Source organism: Saccharothrix sp. NRRL B-16314 (assembly GCF_000716595.1).
Lineage (GTDB): Bacteria > Actinomycetota > Actinomycetes > Mycobacteriales > Pseudonocardiaceae > Actinosynnema.
In genome coordinates, this window is the sequence record NZ_JNXC01000003.1 from 144959 (window position 1) to 163380 (window position 18422).

The 18422-nt window shown below is 71.9% G+C and carries 17 protein-coding genes; 12 read left to right on the forward strand and 5 right to left on the reverse strand.

The annotated features are described in order from the left end of the window. Window positions 1-95 precede the first annotated feature (95 nt). Complete coding sequence (locus OQ02_RS07675; RefSeq protein WP_033437580.1) at window positions 96-563, forward strand: cysteine dioxygenase; 468 nt, start codon at window positions 96-98, stop codon at window positions 561-563. Here OQ02_RS07675 and OQ02_RS07680 read toward each other — a convergent pair. Then, window positions 547-1194 carry a pyridoxamine 5'-phosphate oxidase family protein gene (locus tag OQ02_RS07680; protein WP_033437581.1) on the reverse strand — a complete coding sequence of 216 codons (648 nt, stop codon included), beginning with the start codon at window positions 1192-1194 and terminating at the stop codon, window positions 547-549. The genes OQ02_RS07675 and OQ02_RS07680 overlap by 17 nt on opposite strands. 67 nt (window positions 1195-1261) lie before the next feature. On the opposite strand from OQ02_RS07680, the gene pdxR reads away from it, so the two are divergent. Next, window positions 1262-2656, forward strand: coding sequence for a MocR-like pyridoxine biosynthesis transcription factor PdxR (gene pdxR, locus OQ02_RS07685; RefSeq protein WP_033437582.1), 1395 nt, complete (start codon window positions 1262-1264; stop codon window positions 2654-2656). A 114-nt stretch (window positions 2657-2770) separates the two neighbouring features. After that, window positions 2771-3838 carry a D-alanine--D-alanine ligase family protein gene (locus OQ02_RS07690; RefSeq protein WP_033437583.1) on the forward strand — a complete coding sequence of 356 codons (1068 nt, stop codon included), beginning with the start codon at window positions 2771-2773 and terminating at the stop codon, window positions 3836-3838. Here OQ02_RS07690 and OQ02_RS07695 read toward each other — a convergent pair. Both OQ02_RS07695 and OQ02_RS07700 read right to left on the reverse strand, forming a co-directional pair. Next, window positions 3835-4413: a DUF3515 domain-containing protein gene (locus OQ02_RS07695; protein ID WP_051772025.1), complete on the reverse strand. Its 579-nt coding sequence runs from the start codon at window positions 4411-4413 to the stop codon at window positions 3835-3837. The two genes, OQ02_RS07690 and OQ02_RS07695, sit on opposite strands and share 4 nt — an antisense overlap. Before the next feature lie 20 nt (window positions 4414-4433). After that, complete coding sequence (locus OQ02_RS07700) at window positions 4434-4667, reverse strand: Lrp/AsnC family transcriptional regulator (RefSeq protein WP_015104517.1); 234 nt, start codon at window positions 4665-4667, stop codon at window positions 4434-4436. 97 nt (window positions 4668-4764) lie between these two features. Here OQ02_RS07700 and OQ02_RS07705 point away from each other — a divergent pair, with 97 nt between their 5' ends. The 5 genes from OQ02_RS07705 to OQ02_RS07725 all read left to right on the forward strand — a co-directional run bounded on the left by OQ02_RS07705 (window position 4765) and on the right by OQ02_RS07725 (window position 8077). After that, window positions 4765-5730, forward strand: coding sequence for a thiamine-phosphate kinase (locus OQ02_RS07705; protein ID WP_033437584.1), 966 nt, complete (start codon window positions 4765-4767; stop codon window positions 5728-5730). Between the two features lie 53 nt (window positions 5731-5783). Further along, window positions 5784-6215 carry a GNAT family N-acetyltransferase gene (locus OQ02_RS07710; protein ID WP_442973580.1) on the forward strand — a complete coding sequence of 144 codons (432 nt, stop codon included), beginning with the start codon at window positions 5784-5786 and terminating at the stop codon, window positions 6213-6215. A gap of 18 nt (window positions 6216-6233) precedes the next feature. Beyond that, window positions 6234-6755: a gamma carbonic anhydrase family protein gene (locus tag OQ02_RS07715; protein ID WP_033437586.1), complete on the forward strand. Its 522-nt coding sequence runs from the start codon at window positions 6234-6236 to the stop codon at window positions 6753-6755. Between the two features lie 14 nt (window positions 6756-6769). Beyond that, the gene (locus OQ02_RS07720) at window positions 6770-7444 is read left to right on the forward strand and encodes a uracil-DNA glycosylase (protein WP_081915457.1); all 675 of its coding nucleotides are present in this window, start codon (window positions 6770-6772) and stop codon (window positions 7442-7444) included. Between the two features lie 153 nt (window positions 7445-7597). After that, a complete protein-coding gene (locus tag OQ02_RS07725; RefSeq protein ID WP_051772026.1) occupies window positions 7598-8077 on the forward strand; it encodes a hypothetical protein in 480 nt (159 codons plus the stop codon). Window positions 8078-8178: 101 nt separating this feature from the next. On the opposite strand, the gene rpmB is transcribed toward OQ02_RS07725, so the two are convergent. Then, window positions 8179-8370 (reverse strand): 50S ribosomal protein L28, encoded by a 192-nt coding sequence (gene rpmB, locus OQ02_RS07730; protein WP_033437952.1) that lies wholly within the window; start codon window positions 8368-8370, stop codon window positions 8179-8181. A 145-nt stretch (window positions 8371-8515) separates the two neighbouring features. Between rpmB and OQ02_RS07735 the strand changes: the two genes are divergently transcribed. Genes OQ02_RS07735 through OQ02_RS07745 form a run of 3 tightly spaced genes read left to right on the forward strand, consistent with a single transcriptional unit; the run spans window position 8516 to window position 13196 of the window. Further along, window positions 8516-10120: a DAK2 domain-containing protein gene (locus OQ02_RS07735; protein WP_033437588.1), complete on the forward strand. Its 1605-nt coding sequence runs from the start codon at window positions 8516-8518 to the stop codon at window positions 10118-10120. Between the two features lie 14 nt (window positions 10121-10134). After that, on the forward strand, window positions 10135-12327 hold the full coding sequence (gene recG, locus OQ02_RS07740) for an ATP-dependent DNA helicase RecG (protein ID WP_033437589.1): 2193 nt from the start codon (window positions 10135-10137) through the stop codon (window positions 12325-12327). 59 nt (window positions 12328-12386) lie between these two features. Next, window positions 12387-13196, forward strand: a complete 810-nt coding sequence (locus tag OQ02_RS07745) for a hypothetical protein (protein WP_033437590.1) — start codon at window positions 12387-12389, stop codon at window positions 13194-13196. Between the two features lie 63 nt (window positions 13197-13259). On the opposite strand, the gene OQ02_RS07750 is transcribed toward OQ02_RS07745, so the two are convergent. Further along, window positions 13260-14549, reverse strand: a complete 1290-nt coding sequence (locus OQ02_RS07750) for a hypothetical protein (RefSeq protein WP_197043241.1) — start codon at window positions 14547-14549, stop codon at window positions 13260-13262. A gap of 368 nt (window positions 14550-14917) precedes the next feature. Between OQ02_RS07750 and OQ02_RS07755 the strand changes: the two genes are divergently transcribed. Next, the gene (locus OQ02_RS07755; RefSeq protein ID WP_033437591.1) at window positions 14918-18295 is read left to right on the forward strand and encodes a pyruvate carboxylase; all 3378 of its coding nucleotides are present in this window, start codon (window positions 14918-14920) and stop codon (window positions 18293-18295) included. Window positions 18296-18422: the final 127 nt, after the last annotated feature.

The window sequence follows — 18422 nt, forward strand, 5'->3', positions numbered from 1 at the left end:
CAGCCTGGTCGCCAGCGCGCTCTGTCTCCCTCGGTGATCGTCTCGCGTCCGGCGAGCCCTTGAGGCTCGCACTCAGCCGAGCCCGAGAAGGAACCATGTTCGCCGTTCCGGAGAACACCATTGCCCTGCCCCAGTCGCACGCCGCGCCGCACCCCGTGCGGATCGCGCTCGACACGGCGGCACGACGTGAGCGCTGGGCCCACCTGCTCCGCTACGACCCCGACACCCGCTTCGCCGCGCTCGTGGAGAAGACCGACGTGCAGGAGGTGTGGCTGATGAGCTGGTTGCCCGGCCAGCACGCCGACCTGCACGACCACGGCGCGACGAGCGGTGCGTTCACCGTGGTCAGCGGCTCGTTGACGGAGGTCGTCACGCCCGGCCCGACCCAGGTGCTGCACCACCTCGTGGCCGGTCAGTCGCGGGCGTTCGGGCCGTCGTACGTGCACCAGGTGCGCAACGACGGCGCCGATCCCGCCGTCACGATCCACGTGTACCGCGACGGCGGGCGCACCATCCGGCCGCTGCGGTTCGACCCGGTGTCCGGGACTACCTCCGCGCTGTGACGTGCGGCGGCACGTCCCACTCGCCGACCAGCGACGGGTCCGGCTCGGGCTCGCCCCACACCGTGCGCAGCGGCAGCACGCCCGCCCACTTCTCGTTCGCGGCGATGTCCTCCGGCTCGTCGCCGGGCGGGCCGGTGCGGATCTTCACCGACGCCTCGGCGAGGTCGAGGGACAGCACGGAGGTCGCGGCGAGCTCCTTCGGCGTCGCCGGCCGGGCGTAGTCCCACGAGCCGGGCGCGAGGTGCTCGGTGATCGCGCGCAGGGCGTGCAGCTTGGTGTCGTCGTCGGTGACCGGGACGGCGGTGCCGTGGATGACGGCCGCGCGGTAGTTCATCGAGTTGTCGAACACCGAGCGGGCGTAGACGATCCCGTCCACGATCGTCACGCCGACGCAGACGGGCACGCCGGTCGCGGCTTCGCGGAGGCTGCGCGCGCCGGTCGAGCCGTGCAGGTAGAGGGTGTCGCCGTGGCGGCCGTACCCGGTGGGCAGCACGATGGGCGCGCCGTCCACGACCACGGCCAGGTGGCAGACGAGGGCGGCGTCGAGGACCGCGTGCAGCGCCTCTCGCTCGGTCACGGCACGCTTGCGCCCGCGCTTGATGGTGCTGCGGTCCGTCGGTGACAACGTCATGCGTTGACCCTCGTCGGTAAAGTGGCACTCTTCAAGTGCCAATTCTCGGCGTTTTGAGGAGGCCACTTTGTCGGAGACGGCGCTCGCGGTGGTGTTGGACCGCACGTCGGCCGAACCACTGGCCGTGCAGCTCGCGGACGCCCTGCGCGCGGCGGCGGCGGACGGGCGGCTGCGCAGCGGTGACCGGCTGCCCTCGACGCGGGCGTTGGCGGAACGGCTCGGGGTGAGCCGGACCGTGACGGCGGCGGCGTACGAGCAGCTGCACGCGGAGGGCTGGATCGCGGGGCGGCACGGGTCGGGGACGTACGTCACGACGACGCCGCCGGGTGCGCTGAAGTCGCGGACCCGGCGTGCCGCGGCGCCACCCGTTCCTGCGGACGTGGTCGACCTGGCGCCGGGTGCGCCCTGGGCGGAAGGGCTGGACCGGGCGGCGTGGCGGCGGGCCTGGCGTGCGGCGGCGGACGTGCAGCCGTTGTTCCGGCCGGCTCGGGGAGGGCTGCCGGAGTACCGGGCGGTGGTGGCGGAACACCTGTTGCGGCACCGGGGGTTGGCGGTGCGCGGCGGGTTGCGCGAGGAGCTGGTGCTGGCGACCGGGGGTACGACGGCGGCGTTGGTCGAGCTGGGCGCGGCGGTGCTGCGGCCCGGTGACGCGGTGGCGGTGGAGGAGCCGGGGTACCAGCGGGCGGTGTGGGCGTTGCGGGCCGCCGGGGTGCGGGTAGTGCAGGCGCCGGTGGACGCGGAGGGGTTGTTGGTGGAGGCCGTGCCGCCGGGCGTCCGCGGCGTGTACTGCTCACCCGCGCACCAGTACCCGATGGGTGGGCGGATGTCGGCCGCGCGGCGGGTGGCGTTGGTGGAGCGGGCGCGGGCGGAGGGGTGGCTGGTCGTCGAGGACGACTACGACGGAGAGCTGCGGTACGACGTCGCGCCGTTGCCGTTGCTGGCGGCTCTCGCGCCGGACGTGGTGGTGCACCTGGGCACCACGAGCAAGATCCTCACGCCGACGTTGGGCGCGGGGTGGATGGTCGCGCCCGAACCGATCACCGCCGAGGTCCTGGCGTACCGCGACCGGACCGGCACCAGCCCGTCCGCGGCGGGCCAGCGCGTCCTGGTGGAGCTGGCGCGCAACGGCGACCTGGGTCGGCACCTCCGCAAGCTCCGGCGTGAGCTGTCCGAACGCCGTGCGCTGCTGTCGGCCGCGTTCGCCGAGGCGGGGATTCCCGTGCTGGGGGACGACGCCGGCGCGCACATCGTCGTGCCGCTGCCGTCGGCGCAGGCGGAACGGGACGTGCTCACGGAGGCGCACGACCGCGGCCTGCGCCTGGACGGCCTGGCCCGTCACCACGCCGGCCGCCCGAAGGTCCACGGCGCCGCCATCGGCTACAGCGCCTGCTCCCGCGACCAGCTGACCGCCGCCCTGCCCGACCTGATCCGCATCCTGTCCGCGGCCACCCGGCCGTTCTGAACGTAGGACTCGGGTGTTCGGAACGTAGGACTCACGGGGTCTGGGGGTAGGACTCACGGGGGTGGGGGTTCGGGGCGGCGGGAGGGGTTAGGCCATCCGGGTAGGGTCCGAGCCATGACACAGCGCAAGACCAAGGTCGCCGTGGTGTTCGGCGGGCGCAGCAGCGAGCACATGGTCTCCTGCCTGTCCGCCGGCAGCGTCCTGCCGCACCTGGACCGGGGCCGGTTCGACGTCGTGCCGGTGGGCATCACCGAAGCGGGCGCGTGGGTGATCGGCGCCGACGACACCAAGGCGCTGGAGACGCGGGACCGGCAGCTGCCCACCGTCGACGCGCTGGTCCCCGTGTCCGGCAGCGAACTGGTGCCGGTCGCGCCGAACGACGTGCTGGCCGAGGTGGACGTGGTGTTCCCCGTCCTGCACGGCGCGTGGGGCGAGGACGGCACCATCCAGGGCCTGATGGAACTGGCGGACATCCCCTACGTGGGACCGGGCGTGCTCGCCAGCGCGGTCGCCATGGACAAGGAGTTCACCAAGCGCCTGCTCAAGGGCGTCGGCCTGCCCGTCGGCGAGTTCGTGGTGCTGCGGCGCGACCAGGACACGCTGACCGAGGCCGACCGGGAGCGGTTGGGGCTGCCCGTCTTCGTGAAGCCCGCGCGCGCCGGGTCGTCGGTGGGCATCTCGAAGGTCGTGGACTGGGCCCACCTGGACAGCGCGATCACCCTGGCCCGCAAGACCGACCCGAAGGTGATCATCGAGGCCGCCGTCTCCGGCCGCGAGGTCGAGTGCGGCGTGCTGGAGTTCCCGGACGGCCGGGTCGAGGCGTCGCTGCCCGCCGAGCTGCGCGTCGTCGGCGGCGCGGTCGACTGGTACGACTTCGACGCCAAGTACCTGGACGACGTCTGCGAGTTCGACATCCCGGCCAAGCTCGACGAGCACGTCAGCCGCGACCTGCGGGCGATGGCCGTCACCGCGTTCAACGCCCTGGACTGCCAGGGCCTGGCCCGGGTCGACTTCTTCGTCACCGACTACGACGAGCTCGTCGTCAACGAGGTCAACACGATGCCGGGCTTCACGCCCATCTCGATGTACCCGCGGATGTGGGCCGAGACGGGCCTCGACTACCCGACCCTGCTGACCACGCTGGTCGAGACCGCGATCGCCCGCGGCACCGGCCTGCGCTAGCCCGTGGTGTCCACGGGGCCCTTCGCGAGGGTGTCTCGGATCGTGGTCGAGATGTCCTGCAAGGGCCCCGTGCCCGCGTCCGACGGCACGGTCAGCGCCACGTACACCGGCCGGTCCACCACGTACCACGTGGACGCGGAACCCTCGGACAGCACCAGCCACGTCACGTCGGAGACGGTCCGCAGCTCGGAGGTCGGGTTGAGCGAGGCGGGCCGGTCGAGGCCGCACCGCAGCACGACGGGCTCGTGCTGGGTGTCACCCCACGCCAAGGCACCGGCGGGAGCGGGGGACGCCAACTCGCGGCGCGGCAACGTGACCCCGTTCGACACCAGCTGCATCGGCAGACCGCTCGCCAACGCCTTGCACTCGTCCGACTCGGCCTTCGGCGCGGGCACGGGCACCAGCGCGACGGGGCCGGAGTTGTCGGCGGACGGGCCGGCGGCTTCGTCCTTGCCGCCCGCGCCGAGGAAGAGGCCCACGGCCGCCACACCCGCCGCCAGCAGCGCCGGCAGGCCGAGGGCCACGGCGAGCAGCGGACGGGGGAGCAGCGAGGCGGGTTCCGGTTCCTGTGCCACCCGGTTATGACAACACGGGCCTACAAGTGCACGACAGGGCAGGTCAAGGTTCGCGTGATGCCCTCCACGTTCTGGATGCGGGCGACCACGAGCTGTCCGAGCTGGTCGACGGTGTCGGCCTCGGCGCGGACGATGACGTCGTACGGTCCGGTGACGTCTTCCGCGGTGGCCACCCCGGGGATGCCGGAAATCTCAGCCGCCACGGCGGCTGCCTTTCCGACCTCGGTCTGGATGAGGATGTATGCGTGCACCACGGCGTGCCCCTTCGTCGCGACAGGTTAGGTCGGGGTAGGAACGTGCACAGCAACGTACCCCAGTTGGGGTTCCGAATGCTCAGAACGGGAGGCAACCGTGCGTCCGGAGCCGCCGCGGAACGCGGACACGGTCGCTGAGGTGGGTGAGTTCGGTCTCATCCGCCGGGTGACGGCCGGTCGGACGCAGCCGCCCACGACCCTCCTGGGGCCGGGTGACGACGCGGCCGTGGTCGCGGCGCCGGACGGCCGCGTGGTGGTGTCCACCGACGTGCTCGTCGAAGGTGTCCACTTCAGACTCGACTGGTCCTCACCTGAGCAAGTGGGCCGCAAGGCGGCGGCCGTGAACCTGGCGGATGTCGCGGCCATGGGCGCGATGCCGACGGCTCTGCTGATTGGTTTGGCGTGCCCGGCCGACACCCAGTCCGCCGTGATCGAGGGCATCACCGCCGGTTTGTGGCAGGAGGCGGCGGTCGCGGGCGCCGGTGTGGTGGGCGGCGACATGGTGTCGTCCGCGACACTGGTGATCTCCGTTACCGCGATGGGTGACATGGGCGGTTTGGAGCCTGTCACCCGATCAGGTGCACAAGTGGGTGATGTCGTCGCGGTGTGCGGACGGCTCGGTTGGGCGGCCGGCGGACTGGCCGTGCTCCAGCGCGGTTTCCGGTCGCCGGTCGCGGTCGTCGGCGCCCAGCGGAACCCCGAACCGCCGTACGCCGCCGGGCCACAGGCCGCCGCGGCGGGCGCGACGGCGATGATCGACGTGTCGGACGGCCTGCTCGCGGACCTCGGGCACATCGCGGACGAGTCGGGCATCGGCATCGACATCCGCACCGAGCTGCTGGAGGTCCACCCGCGGCTGATCGACGTCGCGGCGGCGCTCGGCGCGGACGCCCGGCACTGGGCGCTGACCGGCGGCGAGGACCACGCGCTGGCGGCGACCTTCCCCGAGCCGGCGGCGGTGCCCGACGGGTGGCGCACCATCGGCACGGTCCGCCACGGCAGCGGCGTCACGGTGGACGGCCGGGCGTACGAGAAACCCCCTGGCTGGGAGCACTGGCGGTAGGTAACCTGGCGAGTGTGGAACTATTCACGCTTGCGTATGATCATCCAGACTCGGTGAAGCTGATCGCCGACCTCCAGCAGGTCTACGTGACCCGCTACGGCGACGGTGACGTCACGCCGGTCGACCCGGCCGAGTTCGCCCCTCCCCTGGGGCACTTCGCGGTCGGGTACGCGGACGGCGTCCCGGTGGCCTGCGGCGGGTGGCGCGCCCACGAGGAGGCGACCGACTCGCTGCGCCCCGGCGACGCCGAGATCAAGCGCATGTACGTGGTGGAGGCCCTGCGCGGGCGCGGGCTGTCGCGGGTCGTGCTGGCCTCGCTGGAGACGGCGGCGCGGGCGGCCGGGCGCAAGCGGATGGTGCTGGAGACCGGGTTGCGGCAGCCCGAGGCGATCCGGCTCTACGAGACCAGTGGATACGCGCGCATCGACAACTTCGGCGTCTACCGGCATCATCCGGAAAGCCTTTGCTTCGCGAAGGACCTCTGAAGGCCGGAAGGGACCGCGATGGCGATCTACGCGTTGGGCGACTACGAGCCGGTGATCCACCCGGACGCCTACGTGCACCCCGACGCGACGGTGATCGGCGACGTCCGGATCGGCGCGCACGCGTCCGTGTGGCCGCAGGCCGTGCTGCGCGGTGATTACGGGCGCATCGAGGTCGGCGCGCGGACGTCGATCCAGGACGGCAGCGTGCTGCACTGCACCGAGGTGCACCCGACGCTGATCGGCTCGGAGTGCGTCATCGGGCACAACGTGCACATCGAGGGCGCGACCATCGCGGACAAGTGCCTGATCGCCTCCGGGTCGGTGGTGCTCAACGGCGCCGTGGTGGAGACGGGCTCGATCGTCGGCGCCGGCGCGGTGGTGTCGTTCGAGGGTCACGTCCCGGCCCGGTCGATGGCGCTCGGCGTGCCCGCCCGCGTGCGCGAGGGCTACGTCGTGCCGGACGGCGCCTGGCAGTTCGCGGTCGACAAGTACGTGGCCAACATCTTGCTGTACCGCAAAGAACTGCGGCGGCTCGACTGAGATAGGTTTCCACCGTGGCACGTCCGCTTGAGGAAATCATGGAAGCCGGCTGGGCCGCGGCACTCGCGCCCGTCGCCGATCGGATCACCGCGATGGGCGAGTTCCTGCGGGCGGAGGTGGCCGCCGGGCGGACCTACCTGCCGGCCGGGGAGAACGTGCTGCGCGCGTTCCAGCAGCCGTTCCACGCCGTGCGCGTGCTGATCGTCGGCCAGGACCCGTACCCGACGCCGGGGCACGCCGTCGGCCTGAGCTTCTCGGTGTCGCCGGAGACGCGGCCGATCCCGAAGAGCCTGATCAACATCTACACCGAGTACGTGGCCGACCTGGGCCACCCGAAGCCGTCCAACGGCGACCTGACGCCGTGGACCGAGCAGGGCGTGCTGCTGCTGAACAGGGCGTTGACGGTGCAGCCGGGCAAGTCGAACTCGCACCGCAACAAGGGCTGGGAGCCGGTCACCGAGCAGGCGATCAAGGCGCTGGCCGAGCGGGACTCGCCGCTGGTCGCGATCCTGTGGGGCAGTCAGGCGCGTGCGCTCAAGCCGCTGCTGGGCGCGGACCGGTGCGTCGAGTCGGTCCACCCGAGCCCGCTGTCGGCGGCGGGTGGGTTCTTCGGCTCGCGGCCGTTCAGCAAGGCGAACGAGCTGCTCGTGCGGCAGGGCGCGGAACCGGTGGACTGGAAGCTGCCGTAGTCACTCCCGGTGACTCGATGCTGGTGTTTTTCGAGGCTTTCGTCACGGTTGGTGATCGAACTCGGTGAGGGCTGTCATCCCGGTCGGTAGTGCGCCCGTACCACGGGATGACGGCACTGCCGGCCGGCGGTTTCCGCTGCGACCTTCGACGGCATGACCTTCAAGAAAGCGCTCATCGCGCTCGTCGTCATGGCATCGGCACCGGTCTTCGCGGGGTCGGCGGTCGCCGAGCCGACACCCAGAGACCCCGTGCCCGTGACGGGGCTGTGGTGCGACGGCGACACCTACAAGTGCACTGCGGCGCTCGACTTCGGTGATGGCGGCTGGGTGGCCGACTGGAGCGCCGACGTCTACCACGAGGACCGCGCGCAGCAGCGGGACATGGTGCCGGTCACGCGCCTGCGTTGTGACGGCGACACCTACACCTGCACGGCGAACCTCCGCTTCGGCGACGGGCGGTGGGTCGCGAGCTGGAGCGTCGACGTCTACCGCACCGGGCGGGCGGTCCAGCTGGACCCGGTCGAGGTGACCGGCCTGTGGTGCGACGGCGACACGTACAAGTGCAAGGCGGCGCTGGACTTCGGCGACGGCGACTGGGTGGCCGACTGGAGCGCCGACATCTTCCACACCTGATCGGCTTCGACACCCGATCGGCGGCGACCCCGGCCCGTTACGCGACAAAAGGCCCCCGGGACGAATCCCGGGGGCCTTCCACCAAGCTCTCGGCGCGGGTCTCAGCCGCGCACCACCTTGCCCGCCTTCAGGCACGAGGTGCACACGTTCAGCCGCTGCCGCGTCGAAGAGGAAACCTTCGCGCGCACGGTCTGAATGTTCGGGTTCCACCGGCGGTTCGTCTTCCGGTGGGAGTGCGAGACAGAATGGCCGAAGCCCGGCCCCTTGCCACAGACGTCGCACACGGCAGCCACGTCAGCCACTCCTTAAGGTTCCTGATCGGTACTCACGCCCCGGCGGGCGCGCAAGCGTGCACAAGCCTCAGCCGGGCATGGCAACCCAGTCAGGGTAGCCGGTGGGCCGTTCTGCCTCAAAATCGGGTCGAATACCCTCGCCGCCATGCGGGCTCTCGATGCGGTCGCGGTGCGCAAGTGGGCGGACGCCTGTGTGCGGTCCCTGGACGCCAACCGGGAAGATCTGGACCGCATCAACGTGTTCCCGGTGCCGGACGGTGACACCGGGACGAACCTGCTCCAGACCATGCGGTCGGCGTTGGACGCGTTGTTGAGGACTCCGGTGGACACCGCCGGCGCCGCGCTGGCGGCGCTCGCACGGGGCGCGCTGGCGGGGGCGAGGGGCAACTCGGGGGTGATCCTGTCGCAGATCCTGCGCGGGTTGGCGGAGGCGGCCCAGGGCGCTTCCACGGCGTCCGGCGCGTCGTTGCGGCGGGCGCTGCTGCGGGCCGACGAACTGGCCACGGCGGCCGTGTCGGAGCCGGTGGCGGGCACCGTGCTGTCCGTGCTGCACGCGGTGGCGGAGGCGGCCAGGGACTGCGCGTCCGACGAGCTGGACGACGTGGTGACGGTGGCGGCGAAGGCCGGTGCGGAGGCGTTGGCGAACACACCCCGGCAGTTGGCCGTGCTGGCGCGGGCCGGCGTGGTCGACGCGGGCGGGCGGGGGCTGGTGGTGCTGCTGGACGCGCTGGCGGCGGTGATCACCGGACGGGTGGTCGACGACCCGCCGGCGCACGTCCCGGTGCCGCGCGACGCCCTCACCACCGCGCGTGAGGCCGGCTCGTCGGAGTTCGAGTACGAGGTCATGTACCTGCTGGACGACCTGCCGGACGGCTCGCCCGAGGTCGAGCGGCTGAAGGGCGAGCTGCAGCTGATCGGCGACTGCGTGGCCGTGGTCGGCGACGGCGCCGGGCTGTGGACCGTGCACGTGCACTGCAACGACATCGGCGCGGCGGTCGAGGCGGGCATCAGGGCTGGCCGGCCGCACCGGATCACGGTGGCGAGGTTCGCCGACCAGGTCGCCGCGCAGGCGCCCCGCTTCGTGCGCGACCGGGCGATCGTGGCGCTGGTCGACGGCGAGGGCGCGGCCGAGCTGTTCCGGTCCGAGGGCGCGGTGGTGTTCGAGCCCGGTGACGAGGTGACGGCGGCCGACCTGCTGGCCGTTGTGGTGAGCACGAGGGCCCGGCAGGTGACCGTGCTGCCCGGCGACCCGTCCTGGCGCGAACCGCTGGACGACGCCGCGGCGCAGGCCGTTGCCGCTGGTCAGGACGTTGTGGTCGTGCCGACGTTCTCGCCGGTGCAGGCGTTGGCGGCGTTGGCCGTGCACTCGCCGTCCCGGCGTGCCGGTGACGACGCGGTCGCCATGGCCGAGGCCGCGGCGGCGACCCGGCGCGGCGAGGTCGCGGTGTCCGGGCGCGAGGCGATCACGTGGGTCGGCCGGTGCGAGCCCGGAGACCTGCTCGGCATGCTCGACGGCGAGGTGGTGCTCATCGAACCCGGCGCGGCCGACGTCGGCGCGCTGGCGTGCCGGCTGGTCGACCGGATGCTCGCCAGCGGCGGCGAACTGGTCACCGTGCTGTTGGGGCGGGCCGCCCCGGACGGCGTCGAGCGGGTGCTGGAAGATCACCTCCGGGTCGCTCACCCCGAAGTGGAACTGGCCGCCTACCAGGGCGGACAGCGGGACGCGATCCTGGTTGTCGGTGTCGAGTAGTTGAATGGGCCGGGATGACGACCTTCGACGACAAGCTGGTGTCGGTGCTCGGCAAGAAGAGCGCCGACGCGCTGGAGGCCGGCCTCGGCCTGACCACGGTCGGTGAGCTGCTGCGCCACTACCCGCGCCGGTACGACGAGCGCGGGAAGCTGACCGAGATCGCCGGGCTGGAGCTCGGCGAGCACGTGACCGTGCAGGCGCGGGTGAAGAGCGCGCGGCAGCGGCGGATGAAGTCGCGCAGCGGTGAGCTGCTCGAAGCCGTGATCACGGACGGCACCAGCGACCTGCACCTGGTGTTCTTCGGGCGCGGCTCGCGGAAGGTCGAGCGCGAACTGCTGCCGGGGCGCGAGGCGATGTTCGCGGGCAAGGTCGGCATGTTCAACGGCAAGCTCCAGCTCGCCCACCCGGACTACCAGGTGCTCGACGGGGCGGACGTCGCGGCGGCGGACTTCGCGGGCGCGTTCATCCCGGTCTACCCGGCGGCGCAGGGCATCCAGTCGTGGAACGTGTCCAACTGCGTGGAGCAGGTGCTCGCGCTGTGGGACGGCGTGGACGAGGACCCGTTGCCGGAGTCGTTGCGCGCCGCCCGCGGGCTGATCCCGCTGGAGCAGGCGCTGCGGGACATCCACCGGCCGGACGGCTGGGCCGCGATCACGGTCGCCCAGCAGCGGTTGAAGTGGGACGAGGCGATGGCGGTGCAGCTGACGCTGGCGCAGCGCCGCCGGTCGGCCACGGCGCGCCCCGCGCCCGCGTGCCCGCCTCGGGCCGGTCTCGTGCGGGACGCGTTCGAAGCCAGGCTGCCGTTCGAGCTGACGGCGGGGCAGCGCGAGGTCGGCGACCAGATCGTCCACGACCTGTCCGGCGAGCACCCGATGAACCGGCTCCTGCAAGGGGAGGTGGGGTCGGGCAAGACGATCGTGGCGCTGCGGGCGATGTTGCAGGTCGTCGACGCCGGGCGGCAGGCGGCGATGCTCGCGCCGACGGAGGTGCTGGCGGCGCAGCACGCGCGGTCGTTGCGCGAGTTGCTGGGTGACCTAGGGCAGGCCGGTGAGCTGGGCGGTGCCGAGCACGCGACGAGGGTGACGCTGCTGACCGGGTCGATGGGCGCGGCGGCGCGGAAGCGGGCGATGCTGGAGATCGTGTCCGGTGAGGCCGGGATCGTGGTCGGCACGCACGCGTTGATCCAGGACAAGGTCGAGTTCGCCGACCTCGGGTTCGTCGTGGTCGACGAGCAGCACCGGTTCGGCGTCGAGCAGCGGGCCGCGTTGAGCGGGCGTGCCGGCGGGTCGACGCCGCACGTGCTGGTGATGACGGCCACGCCGATCCCGCGCACGGTGGCGATGACCGTGTACGGCGACCTGGAGGTGTCCGCGCTGCGCGAGCTGCCGCAGGGCCGGTCGCCGATCAGCACGTCCGTGGTGCCGGTCGCGGCGAAGCCGGGCTGGCTGGACCGGGCCTGGCAGCGGATCCACGAGGAGGTCCGCAAGGGCCACCAGGTGTACGTGGTGTGCCCGCGCATCGGGGACGGTGAGTCGGAGGACGACGCGGAGCCGCCGAAGGACGACCCGGGGAAGGACGGCGCGGCGGACCGCCGGCCGCCCCTGGCGGTGGTGGACGTGGCGAACCGGCTGGCCGAAGGGCCGTTGCGGGGGTTGCGGATCGACATCCTGCACGGGCGGATGGCGCCCGAGGACAAGGACGCCGTGATGCGGGCGTTCGCGGCGAACGAGGTGCAGGTGCTGGTCGCCACGACGGTGGTGGAGGTCGGCGTGAACGTGCCGAACGCCACCGTGATGGTGATCATGGACGCGGACCGGTTCGGGGTCAGCCAGCTGCACCAGCTGCGCGGTCGGGTCGGGCGGGGGAGCGCGCCCGGCCTTTGCCTGCTCGTGACGGAGATGCCGGACGGCACGTCCACGATGGAGCGGCTGCGGGCGGTGGAGTCCACTCTGGACGGGTTCGAGCTGGCGCAGCTCGACCTGGAGTTGCGGCGTGAGGGCGACATCCTCGGTGCGGCGCAGTCCGGGCGGCGGTCGGGGTTGAAGATGCTGTCGCTGCTGCGGGACGAGGACGTGATCGCGGAGGCCCGGGTGGTGGCGCAGGAGGTCGTGGAGGCCGATCCGGAGCTGGCCGCGCACCCCGGCCTGGCGGGGTTGGTGGCCGGGCTGCTGGACGACGAGCGGGCGGAGTACCTGGAGAAGGCCTGAGTCGGCCGTCCGCGGGAACGCCGTCAGGGCGCGCCGAGGCGGTCTGGGTAACCTGACTCGTGCGCCGTTTCCTGCTTGCCCTGGTCCCGCTGGCGCTGGTCGCCTGCACGGCCGGCCCGGCCGGTGATCCGGCTCCCACCACGTCTTCGCCGCCCAAGGGTGACCTGGCGGTGCTCGCCGAGAAGATCGGGCAGCGGCGGGCCGAGCTGGGCACCGCGACGTTCCACACCGAGGGTTTCGCGTCCGACGGGCAGGCCACCGAGGTGCGCAACGTGGTGGACGGCGTGGTCCGGCAGGACGCCGACGGGCTGACCGGGTCGATGACGATGGACGTGTCGACCGGCGGGCAGCCCAAGAAGATCGCGCTGGTCGTCGTCCGGGACGGCACGTACGTGCAGGTCGAGGGCGCGCCGATGCCGGCGGGCAAGAAGTGGGGCTTCTACCCGACGGCGGCGGGCGGCGAGGTGACGGCGTTGCTGCGCGGCTTCGGGCCCAGCGCCACCGTCGGCGCCGAGCTGGACTACGTGCAGCCGCGGGCCGCGTTGATCGTGGGCAAGAGGTCGGAGCAGGTGGATGGCGTGCCGGCGACCCGGTTCGACCTGGTGGTCGACCCGCTGAAGATGGCGAAGGTCATCGAGGACCAGGACACGCAGTTGCAGCACACGCAACTGGCCGAGTACGGGGTGAAGATCGCCGCGTCGGTGTGGGTGGACGACACCAGTGCGCCGGTCCGGGTCGAGTACCGGTTCGAGCTGGACGGCAAGGTGGTCAAGCAGTCCGCCACCCGGTTCCGCGACTGGGGCGAGCCGGTCCGGATCACCGTGCCGGACCAGGGCGAGGTCGTGCCGGCGGATCAGCTGCCCCAGTAGAGCGAGTGTCCCGGCAGGGCGGGTGTCCCAACAGGGCGGGTGTCCCGGCAGGGCGAGCCCTGGCTACTTCGGGCGCTTGGTCGACTTGGGGATGGGCAGCTGGGTGGTCGTCTGCTCGGACCGGTTCGCGGGTTCGACCTTGGTGGTCGTCACGGTCGGCGGGTCGATGCCCGCCGGGTTGGCGTCCGCCGGGGTGGTGTCCGCTGGCCCGGAGTCCGCTGGTCCGGTGTCCGCTGAAGCGGGAGCGGTCGGGTCGGCGTCCTTCGGGTCGGCGTCCTTCGGGTCGGAGTCGAAGTCCGACTCCTCGTCCAGCGGACCGAGGGTGGCGACCGCCTGGGACACCGCTTCCTGCGCCGCGGCGAACTGCACGCTCAACGCCTGGCGCACGCGCCGCAGCTCGGCCAGCCGCGCGTCCGCCGCCGTCGTGCGGCGGTCGGCGTAGGCGTCCGCCTCGGTGATCGTCCGCTCCGCGGCGGCCTTCGCCTCGGCCACCGACTGCTCGGCCTTGGCCAGCGCCTCGGCCTCCAGCTCGGCGATCTGCTTCGCCGACTCGGCGCGCAACTCCTCAGTCTCGGCGCGCGCGGCCTCGCGGAGCTTCACGGCCTCCGCCTTGGCCTCGACGACGTGCACTTCGTGCTCCTTGCGGAGCTTCGTGCGCAGCTCGTCGTACTCCTTGTCGAGGTCGTCGTGGTAGCCCTTGTACTTCTGCTCCAGCTCGACGCGCTTCGCCTCCAGCGCCGCCGTCCTCGTCTCGAAGTCCGCGGTCAGCCGCTCGTGGTCGGCGCGGACCTCGGCCAGCAGCGTCTCGTGCTCGGCGTTCAGCTTGGCCCGCAACTCCTCGTGCGACTTCTCCAGCTCGGCGCGGCGCTCCTCGTGCAGCCGCTCCAGCTCCTTCGCCCGCTGCTGGTGGGAGGCCTCCAGCTGACGGCGCCGCTCCTCGAGGTCGCCCATCGCCCGCTGGTGCATCGCCTTGCCCTCGGACGCGTCGCGCGCGGCCTCGGCGCGGGTGGCGTTCGCCTGGTCCAGGGCGGCCTTGCGGATGTCGGCGATCTCCTCCTCGGCCAGCGTCATCATCACCCGGACGCGATCGGTGACGTTCGAGGCGCTGGTCGGGCTGGTGGCCAGCTTGCTCAGCTGGGACTTCACCTTGTCCAGTTCGGCGCGCGTGGTGCCGAGGAGCTTGCTCAGTTCCGCGACCTGGGCCGACGCCGCCTCCCGCGCCCGGTTCGAGTGCTTGAGGTCGAATTCGAGTCGCGTCACCCGCTCGTTCACCTGGCGCTGGTTGTACCCGCGCAGAACGACGTCGAAATGGGTGCGGGCAGCAGGCTGCCCAGTCCCTTCAGCCCCGGCCATGGGCCAACCCTACCGAGAAGTCGCCTGCGGTAGTCACCCGATGCAGCGAACACACCGTAACGAGTCGGTCATCCAACGTGTGGGGTGAACGACGATCGGCGGGCGGTGAGGTACGGGGATGTGAAGCAGCGGCCCGTGTCGGGGGCTGCGCACGCCGGCCGGGCAAGGGAGAATCCCGGGGCATGTCCCCGGTCGCACCCGTCTTGCCGGGAGAGTTACCGATCACGATGACGTCCGTCACGTGAGATGGAACTCCCGAGGGGCGGGAAGCGCACGGTAACGTGCCTTGATTCCTCGAGTCCTGCCACGGCGGTGCCAGTAAGGCGCTGCCGGGCAGGGCTCGCCGAGTAACCGGGAGGGAACGCCGCATGTTCCGCAAGGTTCTTGTCGCCAACCGCGGCGAGATCGCGATCCGGGCCTTTCGCGCCGCCTACGAACTGGGCGCCGGCACGGTTGCCGTCTTCCCCCACGAGGACCGCAACTCCCTGCACAGGCTGAAGGCCGACGAGTCGTACGAGATCGGTGAGCCCGGCCACCCCGTCCGGGCCTACCTGTCCGTCGCCGAGATCATCAAAGCGGCCCGGAAGGCGGGCGCCGACGCGGTCTACCCCGGCTACGGCTTCCTGTCGGAGAACCCCGAGCTGGCCAAGGCCTGCGCCGAAGCGGGCATCACGTTCGTCGGCCCGCCCTCGGACGTGCTCGAACTGACCGGCAACAAGGCCCGCGCCATCGCCGCGGCCCGTGAAGCCGGCCTGCCGGTGCTCAGGTCCAGCGAGCCGTCCAGCGATATCGACGCCCTGCTCCAGGCCGCCGACGACATCACGTTCCCCGTCTTCGTCAAGGCGGTCGCGGGCGGTGGCGGTCGCGGTATGCGGCGCGTCGAGGAGCGCAGCGCGCTGCGCGAGGCCCTGGAAGCCGCGTCGCGCGAGGCCGAATCCGCGTTCGGCGACCCGACGGTGTTCCTCGAGCAGGCCGTGATCGAGCCGCGGCACATCGAGGTGCAGATCCTCGCCGACGGCGAGGGCAACGTGATGCACCTGTTCGAGCGGGACTGCTCGGTGCAGCGCCGGCACCAGAAGGTCATCGAGATCGCGCCCGCGCCGAACCTCGACCCGGAACTGCGCGAGCGGATGTGCAACGACGCGGTCAAGTTCGCCCGGCACATCGGCTACCGCAACGCGGGCACCGTCGAGTTCCTGCTCGACCCCCGCGGCAACTACGTCTTCATCGAGATGAACCCGCGCATCCAGGTCGAGCACACCGTCACCGAAGAGGTGACGGACGTGGACCTCGTGCAGTCGCAGATGCGCATCGCGGGCGGCGAGTCCCTGGACGACCTCGGCCTGAGCCAGGACACCGTGCAGCTGCGCGGCGCGGCCCTCCAGTGCCGCATCACGACCGAGGACCCGGCGAACGGTTTCCGCCCGGACATCGGCATGATCAGCGCCTACCGCTCGCCCGGCGGCTCCGGCATCCGGCTCGACGGCGGCACCACCGGCGCGGGCACGGCGATCGGCGCGCACTTCGACTCGATGCTGGTCAAGCTGACCTGCCGAGGCCGGACGTTCTCCGCCGCGGTCGCCCGCGCCCGTCGCGCGGTGGCCGAGTTCCGCATCCGCGGCGTGTCCACGAACATCCCGTTCCTCCAGGCGGTGCTGGACGACCCGGACTTCTACGAGGGCCGCGTCACCACCTCGTTCATCGAGAAGCGCCCGCACCTGCTGACCGCCCGGCACTCCGCCGACCGCGGCACGCGCATGCTCACCTACCTGGCCGACGTGACGGTGAACAAGCCCAACGGGCCGCGTCCGTCCGTCGTGGACCCGAAGGTGAAGCTGCCGGCGGTCGACCTGAACGCCGAGCCGCAGCCCGGGTCGAGGCAGAAGCTGATCGAGCTGGGTCCGGAGGGCTTCGCCCGGTGGCTGCGGGAGAGCAAGGCGCTGGCCGTCACGGACACCACGTTCCGGGACGCGCACCAGTCGTTGCTGGCCACGCGGGTGCGCACCAAGGACCTGCTCGCCATCGCGCCGCACGTGGCCCGCATGGCGCCGCAGTTGCTGTCGTTGGAGGCGTGGGGCGGTGCCACGTACGACGTGGCGCTGCGCTTCCTCGCCGAAGACCCGTGGGAGCGGCTCGCCGCGCTGCGCGAGGCCGTTCCCAACATCACGCTCCAGATGTTGCTGCGCGGTCGCAACACGGTCGGGTACACGCCCTACCCCGAGGCTGTGACCAGCGCGTTCGTCGAAGAGGCGACGAAGACCGGTATCGACATCTTCCGGATCTTCGACGCGCTCAACGACGTGGAGCAGATGCGCCCGGCGATCGAGGCCGTCCGGGAGACCGGCACGGCGGTGGCGGAGGTGTGCCTCTGCTACACGTCGGACCTGTCGAACCCGGACGAGCGGCTCTACACGCTCGACTACTACCTGAAGCTGGCCGAGCAGATCGTCGGCGCGGGTGCGCACGTGCTCGCGGTGAAGGACATGGCGGGTCTGCTGCGGCCTCCGGCGGCGGCGCGGCTGGTGAGCGCGTTGCGCAAGGAGTTCGACCTGCCGGTGCACCTGCACACCCACGACACGGCGGGTGGGCAGCTGGCGACGTACCTCGCGGCGATCCAGGCCGGCGTGGACGCGGTGGACGGCGCGGTGGCGTCGATGGCGGGCACCACGTCGCAGCCGCCGCTGTCGGCGATCGTGGCGGCGACCGACTACACCGACCGCGCCACCGGGCTGGACCTGCGGGCGGTCTGCGACCTGGAGCCGTACTGGGAGTCGGTGCGGAAGGTGTACGCGCCGTTCGAGTCCGGGATTCCCGGGCCGACCGGGCGGGTGTACTCGCACGAGATCCCCGGCGGGCAGCTGTCGAACCTGCGCACCCAGGCGGTCGCGCTCGGGCTCGGGCAGAAGTTCGAGGAGATCGAGGCCATGTACGCGGCGGCCGACCGGATGCTCGGGCGGCTGGTGAAGGTGACGCCCTCGTCCAAGGTCGTCGGCGACCTGGCGCTGCACCTCGTCGGGGCGGGGGTCTCGCCGTCCGACTTCGAGGCCGATCCCGGGAGGTTCGACATCCCGGCTTCGGTGATCGGGTTCCTGCACGGTGAGCTGGGCGACCCGCCCGGTGGGTGGCCGGAGCCGTTCCGGAGCAAGGCGTTGCAGGGGCGTGCGGCGCCCAAGGGCGTCGCGGAGCTGGACGACGCGGACCTGAAGGGGTTGGAGGACGACCGGCGGGCGACGTTGAACCGGCTGTTGTTCCCCGCGCCGACCAGGGAGTTCCAGGCGCACCGCGATGCCTACGGGGACACGAGTGTGCTGGGCAGCAAGGACTTCTTCTACGGGTTGAAGCCCGGTGAGGAGTACCAGGTCGACCTCGAACCCGGCGTGCGGCTGCTGATCGGGCTCGAAGCGATCGGCGAGGCGGACGAGCGCGGCATCCGGACCGTGATGGCCACGTTGAACGGGCAGCTGCGGCCCATCCAGGTGCGGGACCGGTCGATCGCGGCCGAGGTGCCGGTGGCGGAGAAGGCGGACCGGACCAACCCGGGTCACGTCGCGGCGCCGTTCGCCGGGGTGGTCACGCCCAGCGTGGCCGAGGACGACGTGGTCGAGGTCGGTCAGACGATCGCGACCATCGAGGCGATGAAGATGGAGGCCGCTATCACGGCGCCCAAGGCTGGGCGGGTCAAGCGGCTGGCTGTGCGGGGTGTGGCGCAGGTCGAGGGTGGGGATCTGCTGGTGGTGTTGGAGTGAGAGTGGGGCTGGAGGGGGGCGTGGTTCCTCGGTCCGGCTTGATGTGACACGGGGCCCTTACGGGCACCCCAGGCAGGCCGAAGCCGGGCAGGAATGGCGGGAAGAGCGTCCGCCAAGCCTGCCCGGC